Here is a 14,477-nt window from a genome sequence, read left to right as displayed (position 1 = left end):
CTCGGGCTGGCCGGGGACGGGCCGACTGTCGTACATTCGACGTCTCTCAAGGTATCCCGCCCAGGTTTCCTCACACAAGCCGAGTCCGCCCATGAGCCGGCCCCTGATCCAGACGATCCGCCGAGCCGCCGCCGCGCTCCGGACGACCTGGCTCCTGCTGGGCCTGACGTTGCTGCTGCTGCTGGCCCTCGAACTCGGCCTGCGCGGCGTCTTCCAGCTCAAGGATCGCGTGGCCAAGCCGACGGTCCCCGACGCCCGGGTGATCCGTGACGGTTACGCCGGAGCGGCCTGGCCGATCGACCACGCGCGCGAGCTGGAAGCCCTGGCCGCCCGCTGGGAGCCCTACGTCTACTTCCGCCAGCAGCCGTTCGCGGGCAAGACGATCACGATCGACGACCTCGGCCGCCGCGCGGTCTGGCGTCCGCCGGTCTCTGATTCCGGTCGTCCGCCGGTCAAGATCCTCATGCTCGGCGGTTCGTCGCTCTGGGGGTACGGCGCCCGCGACGACCAGACGATCCCGTCGCTGCTGGCCCGGTCGCTCGACGAGCGCGGCGTCGCGGCCGAGATTCGTAACTTATCGGAGATTGGTTATGTCAACACGCAGGAGCTGGTCGCCCTCGTCCGCGAGCTTCAGGAGGGCTATCGGCCCGACGTCGTCCTGTTCTACGACGGCGTCAACGACACGACCTCGGCCTTGCTTGCCGGAAAGCCGACCCTGACGACCAACGAGGTCAACCGGGTCCGCGAATTCAACCTGCTCCAGTCCCCCGGCCGGCTGACCGCCGCGCTGATCGGTCGGCTGGTCGCCGATTCGGCCCTGGAACGCCTCGCCGAATCGATCGGCCGCCGGTTCCTCGGCGCGCCGGCGACCGCCCACCCCGCTCTCGCGACCGCAGATCCCGCCGTGCTCGCCCGGGGCGTCGTCGACGGCTACCGCGCCAATATCGCGATCGTCGACGCTCTCGCCAAGGAGTACGGCTTTCGCCCGCTGTTCGTCTGGCAGCCGGTCGTGTTCTCGAAGGCGAAGCCGGTCCCGTTCGAGCAGGAGGAAGCCGCCAAGTACGCCTGGACCGCGCCGATCTTCGCCGAGGTCGCCCGCGTGATCCAGAACGCGGCCGACCTAAGAGCCCGGCGCGATTTCGTGGACCTGAGCGACGTTTTCCGCGAGGCCGACGACCTGGTCTTCATCGACTATTGCCACACCACCGAGGCCGGCAACGCCCAGATCGCCGAGGCGGTCCTTCCGCACATTCTGGAGCTTCCGCGGTGAATTTGACAGGACGCCCCCCCTCTGGCACAATCGGCGCGGAACAGGACGCGCGGGCTCCGGATTTCAGGCGTCCATCAAAACAGGCCGGAGCGAGCATGCCTTCTCCCGCTGCGGGAGAAGGTGGCCGAAGGCCGGATGAGGGGTGGGCGTCATAGGCTTGGACTTCGAAAAGTACCGCGGCGATCGAATCCCCCTCATCCGCCCCTGCGGGGCACCTTCTCCCGCAAGGGGAGAAGGGAATCAGCCTTCGACCTATGTGTAATATGAATATGAGTCGCGTCGACCCCTTCACCTGCACGTTCTGCGGCTGCCTGTGCGACGACCTCGCCCTGACGATCGACGGCGGGACGATCGTCGAGGCCCGCAACGCCTGCGACCTGGTGCGGCCGCGGCTGGTGGGGCTCTCGACGGCGCGGGGGAACGAGGTCGGCGACGACGAGCCGGCGCTCGCCAGGGCGGCGGCCTTGTTGCGAGCGGCCCGGGCGCCGGTGATCGTCGGGCTGGGGAAGTCGTCCAACGAGACCGTCGGTAAGGCGGTCGCGCTGGCCGATCGGATCGGCGCGGTCGTTCAGGTCGGCGGACCGGCGTCGGGGCCTCGGATCACGGCCTTCCAGCGCGGCGGCCTGGTCTCGGCGACGCTCGGCGAGGTCAAGAACCGCGCCGACGTGGTCGTGTTCTGGGCGACTGACCCGGTCGTGACCCACCCCCGGCACTGGGAGCGATACTCGGTCGAGCCCGTCGGCCGGTTCACTCCGGAAGGTCGCGCGGGCCGGACGGTCGTGGTGATCGATCGCGAGCGGACGGCGACCGCCGAGAAGGCCGACGTCTTCTTGCAGGTCGATCCCCAAAACGAGCTGGAACTGCTCTGGGTCTTGCGAGGTCTCGCCCGGGGAATTCCGATGAAGGAGAGCCGGATCGAGCACGCGACGGGCTGCGGGGTTTCGGACCTCAAGAACGTGGTCGAGCTGCTGAAGCTCGCTCGCTACGGCGCCTGGTTCGGCGGCCCGTTCGCGGGTCGGGGGCCGGTCGCCCAGGCCGAGGCCCGGCATCAGGCGGTCGCCGGCCTGGTCCGCGACCTCAACAGCCCGACCTCGCGGTTCGTGGCGATCGGGATGGGGGAGGCGGGTAATGCTCACGGGGCCGAAGCGGTGCTCGCCTGGCAGACCGGCCTGACGCCGAGCGTCGACCTGGGCGCCGGGGTCCCCGAGGCGCTCCCCGGCGCGACCTCGGGCGTCGAGCGGCTGGCCCGGGGCGAAGCCGACTGCGTGCTCGTCGTCGGCGACGTGACGCTCGACGACTGGCCGGACGCGGCCCGGGCGCGGCTTACGAGCACCCCCTGGATTTTCGTCGGGCCGCCGGAGAGTCCGCTCGCGGCGTCGGCGACCGTCGCGCTGGCGGCGGCGACGGCGGGGCTCGACGAGGACGGCACGGTCACGAGGGTCGACGGCGTCAGCCTGCCGATCCGCGCGGTTCGCGATCGCGGCTTGCCGACCGAGGGCGACCGACTCGTCGCGCTGCTGTCGAGGATCGAGGCTTCCTTATGAGTACGCTGCGAATCGCCGGCGGGCGGATCATCGACCCGGCCAACGGGGTGAACGACGAGGTCGGCGACCTCTGGATCAAGGACGGGCGGGTCGCCGCCGCGCCGACGGACCCCGGCGCCCGCGCCGATCGGACGATCGACGCGCGTGGATACGTCGTGATGCCCGGCGGCGTCGACGTCCACTCGCACATCGCCGGCTCGAAGGTCAACGCCGCCCGGATCATGCGGCCCGAGGAGCGGCGGTCGGAAGACCAGGTCATGCGACGCTGGGGGGCGTTCCGATCCGGGACGATCGGCAGCGTGCCGAGTTCGTTCGCCACCGGCTACCAATACGCGGGGCTCGGCTACACGACGGCCGTCGACGCGGCGATCCCGCCGCTGGGCGCGCGGCACGCCCACGCCGAGTTCGGCGACACGCCGCTGGTCGACAAGGCCATGCTCGTGCTGATGGGCAACAACCACGCGATCCTCGACGCCGTCCGCGCCGGCGACCCCGCCCGGATCGAGCAGGCCGTGGCCTGGCTGCTCGACGCCGCCAAGGGGTTCGGCGTCAAGGCGGTGAACCCGGGGGGCGTCGAGCAGTGGTTGCAGGGCAAGGACCGGATCTCGGGCTGGGACGACCGCGTCGACCATTTCGACGTCACCCCGCGCGAGATCGTCACGGCCCTGGCCCGCGCCGTCGACGCGCTCGGCCTGCCGCACCCGCTGCATTTCCACGGCCTGAACCTGGGGATTCCCGGCAACTGGGTCCAGACGCTCGAAGGGATGAAGGCGCTCGACGGCAGTCGGGCGCACCTGGCGCACATCCAGTTCCACAGCTACGGCGGCACGCCCGACCAGGCGGGCGACTTCGATTCGCAGGTCGCACCGCTGGCCGAGTACGTCGATTCGCACCCGAACCTCACCGTCGACGTCGGCCAGGTCCTGTTCGGCGAGACGACCAGCATGACGGCCGACGGGCCGGTCGGGCACTTCCTGGCGAACCTGCTGGGCCGGAAGTGGTACAGCCTGAACGTCGAGCAGGAGGACGGCTGCGGCGTCGTGCCGATCACCTACAGCGACCGCAACTACGTCCACGCGCTCCAGTGGGCGATCGGCCTCGAATGGTTCCTCCGCGTCGGCGACCCCTGGCGCATCGCCCTCTCGACCGACCATCCCAACGGCGCGACGTTCCGGTCGTATCCCGACGTGATTGCGCTTTTGATGGATAGCGGATTGCGTGCCGAAGCGCTCGCGAAGCTTCCCGAGCGGGTCCGCGCCCGCAGCGGCCTGGCCGACCTCTCGCGCGAGTACACGCTCGCCGAGATCGCGATCGTCACCCGGGCGGCGCCGGCGCGCATCCTGGGGCTTTCGCACAAGGGGCACCTCGGCCCCGGGGCCGACGCCGACGTGACGATCTACGCGCCCGACGACGACAAGCGGCGGATGTTCGCCCTGCCGCGATGGGTGGTCAAGGCCGGCGAGGTCGTCGTCGACGACGGCGAGCTGAGGTCCGCGCCCGGCGGCCGGACGCTCTACACGGGCCTTGACGTCGACCCCGAAGCCCGCGCCGAACTGGAAGGCCGGCTTGCGCGCGAGGCGTCGTTCCACCCGGCGAACTTCGGACTGAAGGTCGACGACCTGGCCGACCCGCTGGAAGTCGGCCCCAAAGAAAGAGAGGCCGTCCAAGAATAGCCTCCAACTCTCTCGCATAACTTGGAGGTCGGGAGGACTCACCACGGAGGACGCGGAGGACACGGAGAGGAAGAATCTCAGATGAAATCTTCTCTTTCGCCTTATGTCCCCTCCGTGTTCTCCGTGTTCTCCGTGTCTTTCGTGGTGAATCTCTTCGAAATAGTTGGACGTTGTTCGTGGACGGTCCCAATAGTGGTTTCTGATTTCGTGAGAATGCACTGATGAAACTCAACGGCGTGGCGATCGAAGATACATTCGCGGAGGCGTTCCCGATGACGGCCGCCCGCGCGATCGTCACGGCCGACTCTCCGGCGTGGGCCGAGATCGCCGGGAAGGAGATGTCGGGCTACGCGACCAGCGTGATCGGCTGCGACGCCGAGGCCGCGATCGAGCGCGTGCTCGCGCCTGGCGAGACGCCCGACGGCCGCCCCGGCGTGAGCGTGTTGTTGTTCGCGTTCAGCCGCGACGCGCTTGAGAAGGCGCTGGCGAACCGGGTCGGCCAGTGCGTGATGACCTGCCCGACGACGGCCTGCTACAATGGCCTGCCGATCGGCGAGAAGACGGTGAACGTCGGCGGCCGGCTCCGCTACTTCGGCGACGGCTGGCAGATCGCCAAGCGGCTGGAAGGCCGGCGGTTCTGGCGCGTGCCGGTGATGGACGGCGAGTTCACCTGCGAGGAGACCTTCGGCACGGTCAAGGGGGTGGCCGGCGGCAACATCATCCTGCTGGGGACCGACCCCGCCGGCGCGCTCGTGGCCGCCGAGGACGCCGCCGCCGCCATGCGGAAGATCGAGGGGGTGATCCTGCCGTTCCCTGGGGGGATCGCGCGGTCGGGGTCGAAGGTCGGCAGCAAGTACAAGGCCCTCCGCGCCAGCACCAACACCGCCTATGCGCCGACGCTGCGCGGGCTGGTCGCCAGCGAGTTGCCGGACGAGGTTCGGTGCGCCTATGAGATCGTCATCGACGGCCTGACGCTGGAAGCCGTCGAGCGGGCGACGGCCGTCGGTCTGGTCGCGGCGGCCCGGCCTGATCGGGGGGTCGTCGCCGTCACCGCCGGCAACTACGGCGGCAAGCTCGGGCCGTTCCACATCCGGCTCCGCGACGTCGCGGGGCGGTCGTGAAACCTCAAAACACGCCAATATGTTGGAGGGTCGTGCGAATGTATCCGAAAGAAAAGTGTTCGTCGCTCTCTCAATAATGCAGAGGAGTCTCGCCGTGTCGTCTTTCATCGTCGGCTTTCTGTTCCTGGGCTTCGTCCTGCTCATCCTGTTCCTGGCTTTTGGGCCGTTCTTCACGGTCCAGCAGCAATCGGCGGCGATCGTGCAGCGGTTCGGGAAGTTCATGCGGGTGGCCCAGCCGGGGCTGAACTTCAAGATGCCGATCATCGAGAACGTGGCCGGGCGGATCAACCTCCGCGTCCAGCAGATCGACGTCCGCGTGGAGACGAAGACCGAAGACAACGTATTCGTGTTCGTCGTCGTTTCGGTGCAGTACACGGTGCTGCACGACAAGGTCTACGAGGCGTTTTACAAGCTCACGGACCCGCACACGCAGATGTCGGCGTTCATCTTCGACGTCATCCGCGCCCGGGTCCCCCGGCAGAAGCTCGACGACGTGTTCGAGAAGAAGGACGAGATCGCCGACGCCGTCAAAAATGAGCTGTCGCACGTCATGTACGACTTCGGCTACGGCATCGTCAAGGCGCTCGTCACCGACATCGAGCCCGACCGCAAGGTCAAGGAAGCGATGAACGAGATCAACGCCGCGCAGCGAATGCGGATCGCGGCCACCGAGAAGGGCGAGGCCGACCGCATCCTCAAGGTCAAGTCGGCCGAGGCCGAGGCGCAGAGCAAGGCCCTGCAAGGCAAGGGCATCGCCGACCAGCGCCGGGCGATCGTCGAGGGGCTCCGCGAGTCGGTCGACGAGTTCCAGAAGAGCGTCCCCGGCACCAGCCCCCAGGACGTCATGAACCTGGTGCTCATGACCCAGTATTTCGATACGTTGAAGGAGATCGGCGCTTCGTCGCGGAGCAACACGATTTTGATCCCGCACACGCCCGGCAACCTGAACGACCTGACCACCCAGATGCGCGACGCCATGATCAGCGCCGATCTCGTGACCCACGAGGCGCGCACGGGCCCGGTGAATCCGCCTCGCGATTCGCATCCGCATGAAGCCGGCAACAACCGGGGCGAAGGGAAGGGTTGATCCATGGCCTTGACGCTCCGATGGCGGTCGTCGACCACGCTTCCGGTCGACGGCTCGCCGCTCAAGCCCGAGACCTTCCGCGAGCGGACGTCGGCCGACGCCGCTCGCGTGGCTTTGCGCGTCGGCAACGCGACGGCCGACGTCGGCGACCTGTTCGAGATCGAGGGGGACGCGGCCGACGGCGCGCTCGTCGTCGAGGGGGACCTGACGCACGTCGACAAGCTCGGCCGGGGCATGGCGACGGGCTCGCTGAAGGTCCGGGGCGACGTGGGGCCGCGGCTCGGTGCCGAGATGGCCGGCGGCCTGCTCGACCTCGACGGCTCGTGCGGCGACTGGGCGGGGGCCGAGATGGCCGGCGGCGTGCTCCGGATTCGGGGCGACGCCGGGAATTCATTGGGCGCCGCCTACCCCGGAAGCCGCCGGGGGATGCGCGAGGGGCTGATCCTGGTCGGCGGCTCGGCCGGCGACGACGTCGGCCTGCTGATGCGCCGCGGCGCGATCGGCGTGAAAGGCGCGGTGGGCGCGGGCCTCGGCCGCAACATGATCGCCGGCACGATCTACGCCTGCGGTGCCGTCGGAGCCATGCCGGGCGCCGGGATGAAGCGCGGGTCGCTCGTGCTGTCGGGCCTCGGCGAAGACGCCGAACGGAGCCTCTCGCCGACCTTCCACTTCGCCGTCCGGCTGCCGGTCCCGATCCTGGGCGTTTACGCGTCGTTGTTCCACGGCCACGGGTTCGTCGTGCCGCCTTCGGTTTCCTCGGCGGAGGTCGACCGATACAATGGGGACCTGGCGGTCGGCGGTCAGGGAGAGATCCTGGTCGCCGTTCCGCCTTCGACCTTGCGTTTGATATCGCCGCACTGAGGTTCCCTCCGCCATGACGTCGCTCAACGCCAACGCCCTCGAAATCGTCGAGTCCCTCCTGGCACGCGCCGAGGAGCGTAAAGTCGCGATCCACGCGATCGAAGGGGGCGGCCGGTTCATCGATTGCGGGATCAAGGTCCGCGGCGGTCTGCTCGCGGGCCTCGACCTGGCGCGGGTCTGCCTCGGCGGCCTGGCGGACGTCTCGATCCTGGCCGGCGAGGTCGCGGGCCGTCCGGTTCCGTTGATCCAGGTGGTGACCGACCACCCCGTTCAAGCTTGCCTGGCCAGCCAGTACGCCGGCTGGGCGATCAGCGAGGGCAAGTACTTCGCGATGGGCTCCGGCCCGATGCGCGCGATCCGCCGCAAGGAGCCGATCTTCGACGCGGTCGGCTTTCACGAGGAGGCCGGTGAAGTCGTCGGCGTGCTCGAAACCCGCAAGGCCCCGACGGCGGAGGTCGTCGCCAAGATCGCCGCCGAGTGCGGCGTCGCCCCTTCGGCCGTCACGCTCCTGGCCGCGCCGACGGCCAGCCTGGCGGGGGGCTTGCAGATCGTGGCGCGGTCGGTCGAGACGGCCCTCCACAAGCTGGCCGAGCTGAAGTTCGATCTCGGCCGGATCGTCTCGGCCCATGGGACGGCCCCGCTCCCACCGGTCGCCCGCGACGACCTCGCCGCCATCGGCCGGACCAATGACGCGATCCTCTACGGTGCCCGTGTGATCCTGCACGTCACCGGCGACGACGACGCCATCGCAGACGTCGGCCCGCGCGTCCCCTCGTCGGCCTCGCACGACTTCGGCGAGCCGTTCGCCGCCATCTTCGCCCGCTACAACAACGACTTCTACGCCGTCGACCCCCACCTCTTCAGCCCCGCCGAAGTCGTCTTCCAGAACCTCGAAACCGGCCGCACCCACGCCTTCGGCTCGCCGAAGCCCGAGATCGTCGCCCGGTCGTTCTGGGACTGAGCCGACTCGACGATCTGCAATCGACTTCTGGACGCCTTCCTCCCATGACCACCTTCGCCGCGCTCGTTTCCGGAACCGGCTGGCACGTCGCCGATTTGCTGCGGGCGGCGGATGACCTGGACGTGAAGTTGCACGCCTTGCCGTTCGCCGAGGTGTCGGCGGCGGTGGGGGGCGCGGCGTCGGGCAGGGTCTCGGCGGGCGGGGTCGAGCTGGACGGCGTGGACGGCGTGGTCGTGCGGATGATGCCGCCGGGGAGTCTCGAACAGGTCGTGTTCCGGATGGATGCGCTGCTTCGGCTGTCGGCCGTCGGGGTGCCGGTCTGGAACCCGCCTCGCGCGGTGGAGGCGGCGGTCGACAAGTACCTGACGCTGAGCTTGATCGAACGCCGGGGGCTGCCGATCCCCGCGACCTGGGCCGGGCAGTCGGCTGAGCAGGGGCTTGCGGCCTTCGAAGAACTGGGCGGCGACGTGGTGGTCAAGCCGCTGTTCGGGTCGGAGGGGCGGGGGATAGTGCGGATCAGCGACCGCGAGCTGGCCTGGCGGTGCTTCCACATGCTCGAACACACGGCGTCGGTCCTTTACCTCCAGCGCTGGATCAGGCACCCCGGGCACGACCTGCGGCTGTTCGTTTTGAGAGGGCGGGTATTGGGCGCGATGCGGAGGTCGGCCCAGGGGGGCGAGTGGCGGACGAACGTCGCGATCGGCGGCAGGGCCGAGGCGTGGCGGCCCGATCCGCAGGCCGAGCGCCTGGCCGTCGCGGCGGCCGCTGCCCTCGGGGCCGAGTTCGCGGGCGTCGACCTGATCGAGGACCTCGATCGCGGGGGGCTCGTCGTCCTTGAAGTCAACGCCGTGCCCGGCTGGCGGGCCCTTGCCCGCGTGACCGGCATCGACGTGGCCGCCGCCCTGCTCGACGCCCTCCGGGACGCGGCACGATGAAATCCACACTCTCGCCCGGCAAGCTGGCGCAGATCGCCTGCATCCTGGAAGCGACGGCCCGCAAGCCGGGCAACGTCCATCGATTCCTCGATTTCGACGACCTCGACTACCTCGACTTCGTCCTCAGCGCCGCGGCCGTGGCCGACCCGCTCGACCGGGCGCGAACCGAAGGCGTCGGCGCGTCGGTCCTGGCCGCCGTCGAAGCCACGAAACGCGTCGTCGCCACCAACTCGAACCTCGGCATGATCCTCCTCCTCGCCCCGCTGACCGCCGTCCCGCCGGAACAGGGCCTCGGCGAAGGCGTCGGCCGGGTGCTCGACGCCACGACGGTCGACGACGCCCGATTGGTCTACCGGGCGATCCGGCTGGCGAACCCGGGGGGGCTCGGCGAGGCCGTCGAACAGGACGTCGCCGACGAACCGACGATCACGCTCCGCGAAGCGATGACCCTCGCCGCCGATCGCGACCTGATCGCTCGACAGTATGCCGACGACTTCGCGGAGGTCCTTGACGAAGGGCTGCCGGCGCTCCGCCGGCGAATCGAAGACGGCCAGCCGCTCGAAACCGCGATCATCGGCGCGTTTCTTGATATGTTGTCCCGCCATCCGGATTCGTTGATCGCTCGGAAGGCGGGGCGGGAGCGAGCCGCCGAAGCGTCGCGCCGCGCCGGCGAAGTGCTCGCCGCCGGCTGGCCGGATGAGGCCGTCGGCCGCTCGCTGCTCCGCGTTCTCGACGCGACGCTGCGGAGTGACGGCCACCGCCTCAACCCCGGCGCGACCGCCGACCTCACGGCGGCCGTCTTGTTCGCCGCCCTTCGCGATGGCACAATCGAGCTGCCGCGACCGACCGGACCGACCGGCTGGTCGGGAGATCGTGATCGCCGCCTCACTTGAGAAATCGGGAGTCCGTCAGCCGTGTCGAGTTCGCGCTACAAGGTTCGGGTCACCAAGGACTTCCTGGTCTTTTCGTCCGGTCACTTCATCACGTTTGAAGGCAACCAGTGCGAGCGGGTCCACGGCCATAACTATCGGACGGCCGTTGAGGTCGACGGCGACCTAGACGGCAACCATTACGTCGTCGATTTCATCGCCCTTCGCGACATGACGCGGACGATCTGCGACGAACTCGACCATCGCATGCTCCTGCCCGCGGGCAGTCCATACATCCGGCTCGAAGACGACGGCCCGAACATCGTCGCCCGCTATCGCGATCGGTACTGGAGCTTCCCGCGCGACGAGTGCGTCGTCTTGCCGATCGCCAACACCACGGCCGAGCTGCTGGCGAAGTACATCGCCGACCGCCTGCTCGTCGCGATGCGGGCGCGCGGCTGGGCCGATCCCCGGGCCGTCCGCGTCGAGGTCGAAGAGTGCTTCGGCCAATCGGCCGAGGTCGAGTTGACGCTCTGAACCGCGAACCGATCCGAATACAAGCCCGAAGCGCAAGCGAGTGCATTGATTTGCGTTTGCTTATCTGATGCGTGGGCAGGGAGATCGTGGCCGGCCAGCTCGGGGCTATTTCCAGAGCAGAGCCGCCAGTTGATCCCGCCCTATGCGGCCGTCATGCAGCGCCGAGCCGATCAGCACCGCCGCCGCGCCCTGGCTTCGATACCGCTCGACGCCCTCGATCGCGGTGATCCCGCCGCCGAGCGCAACGTCGATGTGAGGGCTCGCCGCGCGGATCGCCGCGAGCAGGCGATCGACGCCCGGCCCGTTCCCTTTGCCCACGCGGGTCAGGTCGAGGAGCAGCAGGCGGCGGACGCCGAGGGCGACGAATCGTGCAGCGAGAGCCTCGGCGTCGTCGCCGTTCCAGGCTTCTGGAGACGCCGTGATCGGCCGGCCCGCCCAGAGGTCGAGGCTGACGACCAGGCGGTCGGGGCCGATACGATCGAGGACTGCCGCCAGCGTCTCGGGCCCTCGGAGGCTTTCGAGGCCGGCGACGACCGAGACGCGGTCGGGATCGAGGTCGAGCAGGGGGGGCAGGTCGCGTTCGTCCCTCAGGCCGGAGTCGACCCAGAGGTCGAGCCCGAGGCCGGTGAGCGAGCGATACCGCGACGCATTCGGCGCTCCGCCGGTAATCGCGTCGAGGTCGGCGAGGTACAGCGACGACAGGCCGAGCGTGTCGCGATAGGCCCGGGCCAGTTCCAGTGGATCGCTGGTCGGGTGTAAGATGCTCCGCAGCGGCTGGTATCGCGCACGCTGCCCGCCGACCGCATGAACCGCCTCGCCTCGCAAGACGTCGAGGACCGGAACGACCTGGAAAATCGAACCAACCATGACCCTGCCCAGCCCCTTGACCATTCTTATCCATGAATACGTGACCGGCGGCGGCATGGCCGGCGAGCCCTTGCCTGAGTCGTGGGCCGCCGAAGGCCGCGCCATGCGCCGGACGCTCGCGGCCGATATCGCGAAGGTCGACGCCGCGACCCGCGTGGTCGTTTCCCTCGACCAGCGATTCGCCCCCGACGACGGCCCCTGGACCACCGTCTCCATCGAACCGGGCTCATACCTGGATCGGCTCCGAGACCTCGCGCGTCGGGCCGATTATACCGTGCTCGTCGCTCCCGAGACGACGGGCGTTCTCGAACGGCTGACCGTTGAGATCGAGGAGGCCGGCGGCCGCGTGCTGGGCTCGACGTCCGAAGCCGTGGCCCTCACGGCCGACAAGTCGGCCCTGGCCCGGTGGTTCGAGCGGAATGAGATCCCGACGCCCCGTTCTCGGATCATTGACCCGCGCGACGGCCTGCCCGCCGACTGGCCGTATTATCCGGCCGTGCTCAAGCCGGTCGACGGCGCCGGATCGGTCGACACGTTCCGCATCGCCGGGCCGTCGAGCCTGCCGGACGCCGCTCGCTCGCTGGCGTCGGCGCTGCTGCAGCCGCTCGCGCCGGGCGTGGCGATGAGCGCGGTGTTTCTCGTCTCGTCACAAGGCGAGGCCCGGCTGATCGCGACCGGGAGGCAGCGGATGACGGTCGAGGACGGCCGTTTCGTCTACGAAGGGGGGACGATCCCCGTGGAGTGTCCGGACGCCTGGCCCGTGCTGCGTAATGCCGTGGCGTCGGTCGCGGGGCTGCGGGGGTTCGTCGGCGTCGATTTCCTCTGGGACGCGGATCGTCGCGAGGCGACCGTGCTGGAGATCAACCCGCGCGCCACGACGTCGTGCGTCGGGCTTTGCCGGCTCTTGCCGCCGGGCTTGCTCGCCCGCGTCTGGCTGGCGGGCTTCGCCGACGCGACGGGATGGGACGACGCGATCGACCGGATCACGCGCGCGATCGCGTCCGGTCCGCGCGTCCGGTTCGACGCCGCTGGAACGGTCTCGGAGGAGGACTCGGAATGAACGACTCGAAGAATGCAACCTGGCTGGGGATCGACGTCGGCGGGGCCAATCTGAAAGCCGCGCACAGCGACGGTCAGGCGCGCACGTCGCCGTTCGCCGTCTGGAAGGAGCCGAAGCGACTGGCCGAGGCGATCGCCGAGTTGACGGCCCTTTTCCCGCCGTTCGACCGCGTCGCGGCGACGATGACCGCCGAGCTTTGCGACTGCTACGCCACCAAGCGCGAGGGCGTTCTCGCCATCGTCGACGCGGTGTCGCGGGCGGTTCCTGGTCGTGAGCCGATCTACTGGGGGACCGACGGTCGGTTCCACGACGTCGACGCCGTGCGAAGCCGGCCGCTGATCGCCGCGGCGTCGAACTGGGTCGCCCTGGCAGCCGTCTCGGCCCGGCTGGTCGACGGGCGGAGCGCGATCCTGATTGACGTCGGCAGCACGACGACCGACCTGATCCCCGTCGCCGACGGCCTGGTCGCGGCGCGTGGCCGGACGGACACGGAACGGCTCCAGACCGGCGAGCTGGTTTACGCCGGGGTCGGTCGAACGCCTGTCTGCGCCCTGGCGGCCGAGCTGCCGTTTCAGGGGAAGCCGACGGGGCTGGCGGCCGAGCTGTTCGCGACGACCCGCGACGTCTACCTGATGCTCGGCGACCACGCGCCCGTTCCCGACGACCGGGGGACGGCCGACGGTCGGCCTGCCGTCCCCGAATTCGCCCGCGACCGGCTCGCCCGGATGGTCGGCGCCGATCGCGACGGCTGCTCCGAGGCCGACGCCCGGGGGCTCGCAACGGCCGCCGACCGGGTCTTGCTCGACCGGCTGGTTCAGTCCGCCCGGCGCGCCTGCGAGGCGACGATCGGCGGGCCGAAGGTCGCCCTGGTCAGCGGCTCGGGCGAGTTCCTGGCCCGCCGCGTCGCGTCCGAGCTGGTCGGGCCGTCCGGCGAAGTCGTCGCGATGGGCGACCTCTGGGGCGCCGCCGCCTCCGACGCCGCGTGCGCCCATGCGCTGGTGGTCCTGGCCCGCGAGCTTTTGGAGAACCAGGATGCGAGCGCCGGATGACGACGCGCCGCTGATCGTGGTCAAGGTCGGCGGCAGCCTGCTCACATGGCCGGAACTGCCGGAACGCCTGGCGCGATGGCTCGACGAGGAGCGGCCTGCTCGCCTGGTCCTGATCGCCGGCGGCGGTCCGGCGGCCGACTTCGTCCGCACGCTCGACGCGATGCACCGCCTGGGCGACGAGGCCGCGCACCGCCTGGCGCTGCATGCGATGGACTTCACGGCCGAGACGCTCGCGGGGTTGCTCCCCGGCTCGCGGGTCGTCCGTCGGCTGGTCGAATTGCCGTCGGTCTGGCACGCCGGCTGGCGGCCGATCCTGGCGCCTCGGCTTTACCTTGAGGAAGTCGACGAACGGAGGGCCGATCGGCTGGCGTTCTCGTGGGAGGTCACGTCCGACGCGATCGCCGCGCGCGTGGCCATCGACCTGCGCGCGACCCGTCTGGTTCTTCTGAAGAGTACGGCGACCGGAGCGGTCACGCGGAGCGAGGCCGCGCGGGCGGGGCTGGTCGATCCGTATTTTCCGGATGCGTCCGAGGCGCTCGATCGGGTTGAGATCGTCGATCTTCGCGCCCCTCAATCAAGCCGACGTGTGCTCATGAAATGAGAGGAGTTGAGATCGCCTTGGAATCGCTTGACGCCGCTTGGG

General features: G+C 69.6%; 14 protein-coding genes. 13 read left to right on the top strand and 1 reads right to left on the bottom strand.

Annotation, left to right across the window (positions count from 1 at the left end):
* Positions 1-91 precede the first annotated feature (91 nt).
* From BSF38_RS00870 to BSF38_RS00825, 10 genes are all read left to right on the top strand, one after another.
* Positions 92-1,270 carry an SGNH/GDSL hydrolase family protein gene (locus tag BSF38_RS00870; protein ID WP_076343037.1) on the top strand — a complete coding sequence of 393 codons (1,179 nt, stop codon included), beginning with the start codon at positions 92-94 and terminating at the stop codon, positions 1,268-1,270.
* Positions 1,271-1,533: 263 nt separating this feature from the next.
* Complete coding sequence (locus BSF38_RS00865) at positions 1,534-2,814, top strand: hypothetical protein (RefSeq protein WP_076343036.1); 1,281 nt, start codon at positions 1,534-1,536, stop codon at positions 2,812-2,814.
* Positions 2,811-4,487: a formylmethanofuran dehydrogenase subunit A gene (locus BSF38_RS00860; RefSeq protein WP_076343035.1), complete on the top strand. Its 1,677-nt coding sequence runs from the start codon at positions 2,811-2,813 to the stop codon at positions 4,485-4,487. Before BSF38_RS00865 ends, BSF38_RS00860 begins: the two co-directional genes overlap by 4 nt.
* 221 nt (positions 4,488-4,708) lie before the next feature.
* Complete coding sequence (gene fhcD, locus BSF38_RS00855) at positions 4,709-5,608, top strand: formylmethanofuran--tetrahydromethanopterin N-formyltransferase (protein WP_076343034.1); 900 nt, start codon at positions 4,709-4,711, stop codon at positions 5,606-5,608.
* Positions 5,609-5,702: 94 nt separating this feature from the next.
* Positions 5,703-6,695: an SPFH domain-containing protein gene (locus BSF38_RS00850; RefSeq protein WP_237170684.1), complete on the top strand. Its 993-nt coding sequence runs from the start codon at positions 5,703-5,705 to the stop codon at positions 6,693-6,695.
* Positions 6,696-6,698: 3 nt separating this feature from the next.
* Complete coding sequence (locus BSF38_RS00845; RefSeq protein ID WP_076343033.1) at positions 6,699-7,556, top strand: formylmethanofuran dehydrogenase subunit C; 858 nt, start codon at positions 6,699-6,701, stop codon at positions 7,554-7,556.
* A gap of 13 nt (positions 7,557-7,569) precedes the next feature.
* Complete coding sequence (gene mch / locus BSF38_RS00840) at positions 7,570-8,517, top strand: methenyltetrahydromethanopterin cyclohydrolase (RefSeq protein WP_076343032.1); 948 nt, start codon at positions 7,570-7,572, stop codon at positions 8,515-8,517.
* 44 nt (positions 8,518-8,561) lie between these two features.
* Positions 8,562-9,452 carry an ATP-grasp domain-containing protein gene (locus BSF38_RS00835; RefSeq protein WP_076343031.1) on the top strand — a complete coding sequence of 297 codons (891 nt, stop codon included), beginning with the start codon at positions 8,562-8,564 and terminating at the stop codon, positions 9,450-9,452.
* Positions 9,449-10,345 carry a triphosphoribosyl-dephospho-CoA synthase gene (locus tag BSF38_RS00830; RefSeq protein ID WP_076343030.1) on the top strand — a complete coding sequence of 299 codons (897 nt, stop codon included), beginning with the start codon at positions 9,449-9,451 and terminating at the stop codon, positions 10,343-10,345. Before BSF38_RS00835 ends, BSF38_RS00830 begins: the two co-directional genes overlap by 4 nt.
* 21 nt (positions 10,346-10,366) lie before the next feature.
* Positions 10,367-10,858: a 6-pyruvoyl trahydropterin synthase family protein gene (locus BSF38_RS00825; RefSeq protein ID WP_076343029.1), complete on the top strand. Its 492-nt coding sequence runs from the start codon at positions 10,367-10,369 to the stop codon at positions 10,856-10,858.
* Positions 10,859-10,963: 105 nt separating this feature from the next.
* Here the strand turns inward: BSF38_RS00825 and BSF38_RS00820 are convergent, their stop codons facing one another.
* A complete protein-coding gene (locus BSF38_RS00820) occupies positions 10,964-11,725 on the bottom strand; it encodes a HisA/HisF-related TIM barrel protein (protein ID WP_076343028.1) in 762 nt (253 codons plus the stop codon).
* Between BSF38_RS00820 and BSF38_RS00815 the strand changes: the two genes are divergently transcribed.
* The 3 genes from BSF38_RS00815 to BSF38_RS00805 are packed head-to-tail and all read left to right on the top strand — an operon-like array spanning position 11,724 to position 14,435.
* Positions 11,724-12,785: an ATP-grasp domain-containing protein gene (locus BSF38_RS00815; RefSeq protein ID WP_076343027.1), complete on the top strand. Its 1,062-nt coding sequence runs from the start codon at positions 11,724-11,726 to the stop codon at positions 12,783-12,785. The genes BSF38_RS00820 and BSF38_RS00815 overlap by 2 nt on opposite strands.
* Positions 12,782-13,834, top strand: a complete 1,053-nt coding sequence (locus tag BSF38_RS00810) for a hydantoinase/oxoprolinase family protein (protein ID WP_076343026.1) — start codon at positions 12,782-12,784, stop codon at positions 13,832-13,834. The genes BSF38_RS00815 and BSF38_RS00810 overlap by 4 nt, the downstream gene beginning before the upstream one ends.
* A complete protein-coding gene (locus BSF38_RS00805) occupies positions 13,818-14,435 on the top strand; it encodes an amino acid kinase family protein (RefSeq protein ID WP_076343025.1) in 618 nt (205 codons plus the stop codon). The genes BSF38_RS00810 and BSF38_RS00805 overlap by 17 nt, the downstream gene beginning before the upstream one ends.
* The last annotated feature ends 42 nt before the right edge of the window (positions 14,436-14,477 follow it).

Source organism: Paludisphaera borealis, assembly GCF_001956985.1.
Classification (GTDB): Bacteria; Planctomycetota; Planctomycetia; order Isosphaerales; family Isosphaeraceae; genus Paludisphaera; species Paludisphaera borealis.
Note: the sequence above shows the minus strand (reverse complement) of the source record. Positions and strands in the feature narration are given on the sequence as shown.

What these genes read in the sequence shown, in the direction of transcription:
- BSF38_RS00870 (WP_076343037.1), top strand. Translation starts at nt 92, where the DNA reads ATGAGCCGGCCCCTGATCCAGACGATCCGCCGAGCCGCCGCCGCGCTC.
- BSF38_RS00865 (WP_076343036.1), top strand. Translation starts at nt 1,534, where the DNA reads ATGAATATGAGTCGCGTCGACCCCTTCACCTGCACGTTCTGCGGCTGC.
- BSF38_RS00860 (WP_076343035.1), top strand. Translation starts at nt 2,811, where the DNA reads ATGAGTACGCTGCGAATCGCCGGCGGGCGGATCATCGACCCGGCCAAC.
- fhcD (WP_076343034.1), top strand. Translation starts at nt 4,709, where the DNA reads ATGAAACTCAACGGCGTGGCGATCGAAGATACATTCGCGGAGGCGTTC.
- BSF38_RS00845 (WP_076343033.1), top strand. Translation starts at nt 6,699, where the DNA reads ATGGCCTTGACGCTCCGATGGCGGTCGTCGACCACGCTTCCGGTCGAC.
- mch (WP_076343032.1), top strand. Translation starts at nt 7,570, where the DNA reads ATGACGTCGCTCAACGCCAACGCCCTCGAAATCGTCGAGTCCCTCCTG.
- BSF38_RS00835 (WP_076343031.1), top strand. Translation starts at nt 8,562, where the DNA reads ATGACCACCTTCGCCGCGCTCGTTTCCGGAACCGGCTGGCACGTCGCC.
- BSF38_RS00830 (WP_076343030.1), top strand. Translation starts at nt 9,449, where the DNA reads ATGAAATCCACACTCTCGCCCGGCAAGCTGGCGCAGATCGCCTGCATC.
- BSF38_RS00815 (WP_076343027.1), top strand. Translation starts at nt 11,724, where the DNA reads ATGACCCTGCCCAGCCCCTTGACCATTCTTATCCATGAATACGTGACC.
- BSF38_RS00820 (WP_076343028.1), bottom strand. Translation starts at nt 11,725, where the DNA reads ATGGTTGGTTCGATTTTCCAGGTCGTTCCGGTCCTCGACGTCTTGCGA.
- BSF38_RS00810 (WP_076343026.1), top strand. Translation starts at nt 12,782, where the DNA reads ATGAACGACTCGAAGAATGCAACCTGGCTGGGGATCGACGTCGGCGGG.
- BSF38_RS00805 (WP_076343025.1), top strand. Translation starts at nt 13,818, where the DNA reads ATGCGAGCGCCGGATGACGACGCGCCGCTGATCGTGGTCAAGGTCGGC.